The 2,106-nt window shown below is 42.3% G+C and carries 2 protein-coding genes; one reads left to right on the top strand and one right to left on the bottom strand.

What is annotated here, in order from left to right; genetic code table 11:
• Window positions 1–176 (top strand): NADH-quinone oxidoreductase subunit D-related protein (locus tag IQ230_RS26185; protein WP_456071382.1); only part of this gene is annotated, 176 nt, incomplete at its 5' end.
• A 135-nt stretch (window positions 177–311) separates the two neighbouring features.
• Here the strand turns inward: IQ230_RS26185 and IQ230_RS26180 are convergent.
• On the bottom strand, window positions 312–1,976 hold the full coding sequence (locus tag IQ230_RS26180; protein ID WP_193935093.1) for a glycosyltransferase family 4 protein: 1,665 nt from the start codon (window positions 1,974–1,976) through the stop codon (window positions 312–314).
• Window positions 1,977–2,106: the final 130 nt, after the last annotated feature.

Raw genomic sequence — 2,106 nt, 5'->3', positions numbered from 1 at the left:
AGTTAGGAATCTACATCATCGGCGACGATCATGTCTTTCCCTGGCGGTGGAAGATTCGTCCGGCGGATTTCAATAACTTGCAGATTCTGCCGCACTTGCTACGCGGTGTTAAGGTCGCTGATATTGTTGTTATTCTTGGCAGTATAGATATTATTATGGGTTCAGTTGATCGGTAATACCATTTTGAATTGCGAAAGAATCATTACATATTGAGTGTTAATAACTAAACTATGGTTCTGATTGGTAATTGTTTTGTCTAGTCACTAGTCACTAGTCACTCCACATCGCGGGTCAATCAACTGAACTTGATATTAAGACTCAAGTCGCAGAATATCAAATTTTAAGAGGTAGACGAGGGTACGTAAGAGTTTTGCAGTATTTTGCTCAGAAAATTGACTGAGAATTTGTGCTACTGATAAAGAACCATTTTGGGCGATCGCCGTTACAATTGCATCAATCGTCGCAACGGCAATTCTTTTTTCTGCCCCAAAGTTGGTTATCCATATTTGTTGGATGGCATTTAACTGTTGTGGTGTTGCCATTGCACCAATTCCTAAAACTGAGTCTTGGTTTAGCGTTGCTGTTGGATAGTGCGCAAAAACTCGCAACGGATCGTCACACAAAGGATAAGGTGGTGCGTCTGGTGTTAGTGGTGCAGATATTGCACTTTTAGTCCGAATTTCAGCTAACTCTTGCCAGAGATTTTCGTAGGCAGCGATCGCAACTTGCCAATCATACAGTTTCCTGGCGCGTTCTCTGCCGTTATTTCCTAAGCGTTGTCGCAGTTCGCTGTCAGTGATGAGTTTTGTTAAAGCTGTTGCACATGCATCAACATCTACCGCAGCCATCATTGCTGTATGCGCAATATAGGCGCTGTAATTAAGGTTATCGCTGAGATAATTGAAAGCTAAATCAATACCTGTAGGTGGTGGTATGACTGTTGGAATTTTAAAACCATCAATTTCATCACGTACCGATTCTTGATAACCATCCCAATCAGAAACAACAACGGGTAATCCAGCCGCCATTGCTTCAATTGGTGTCAATCCAAAAGTTTCTTGAATGTTATCGACGAGTGAAACAAAAATATCTGCAACAAACCAAATACTAGAACGAACTTCGGGTTTGCGTCCATCAACAAAAATCGTGTTTACCGAAGGACAAAAAACTTTAGCACTTTCTTTAAACGCTGCCTCTTCTTTTTGATCTTCAAACCAGCCTGCTTGAATCAAATGTACTCTTACATTGCTTGCTTGTACTGCCCTTTCAATAGCTAAATACATCGGTACAGGATGCGCTTTAGCATAAAAGCACAATCTACCAACGAATAGAATCACAATGTCATCAAGGGCGATACCGAGTTGTTGGCGAACACTGTGACGAATTTGTATTTTATTACTGGGTGAAAATGAATTGCAGTCTACTCCCAAGGGAATGATTGGTAGCTGCACGTCAATTGTTGGTTTACTGCCGATGCGTTGTGCTAAATATTCAGCCCAGGTATCAACCAGACGTTGAATTGCTGTTTTAACCGCAATTGAGGTACATATCAGCGCGTCCCAAGGTTGCATCGGTGCAATGAGTAGTTCGCCAATGCTTTGCATAACACTAAGACTGGCAATTGTATGTGTTACTCCACAAATACTGTAAGCTTGTTGATCAGTAAAATGACGCTGCCAAGCTAATTGAGCGATCGTGGGGGCAGGATAATAAATTGTACCTGGTTGGACTGGACTATAAGGATTGCTAGTTGGTAGCCACTCGACTTGGCGCGGTTGTTTCATCCAAGGCTGAATGCGCTGGCAAAAATCAACAAACTCTGCACGGCTGGTTGCATAACAATACAAAGTGTCTGCACGACTAAACTCAATCCAACCTTTAAGAAAACCCTCACCCGCAGCTTGACGACCTAAAAGTCGGTTACTACTGGTATCGTAACCATCTCGTTTGTAAAAAATCGCTGCATTGGAATTCATACTAAACCGCGTTCTAAAGAACAATTCTCAGATGAGGGAAGTAGGTCATGGAAGACAGCTTTGCAGGAGCTAGCATTAACTCCTGCAAGCCTTGGCAAAGGACATCTGTAACAGCATCAAGTGAGTCGAA

Origin of the sequence: Gloeocapsopsis crepidinum LEGE 06123 (genome assembly GCF_015207655.1) — a bacterium.
Classification (GTDB): Bacteria; Cyanobacteriota; Cyanobacteriia; order Cyanobacteriales; family Chroococcidiopsidaceae; genus Gloeocapsopsis; species Gloeocapsopsis crepidinum.
This window is presented reverse-complemented; position numbering and strand designations above follow the sequence as displayed.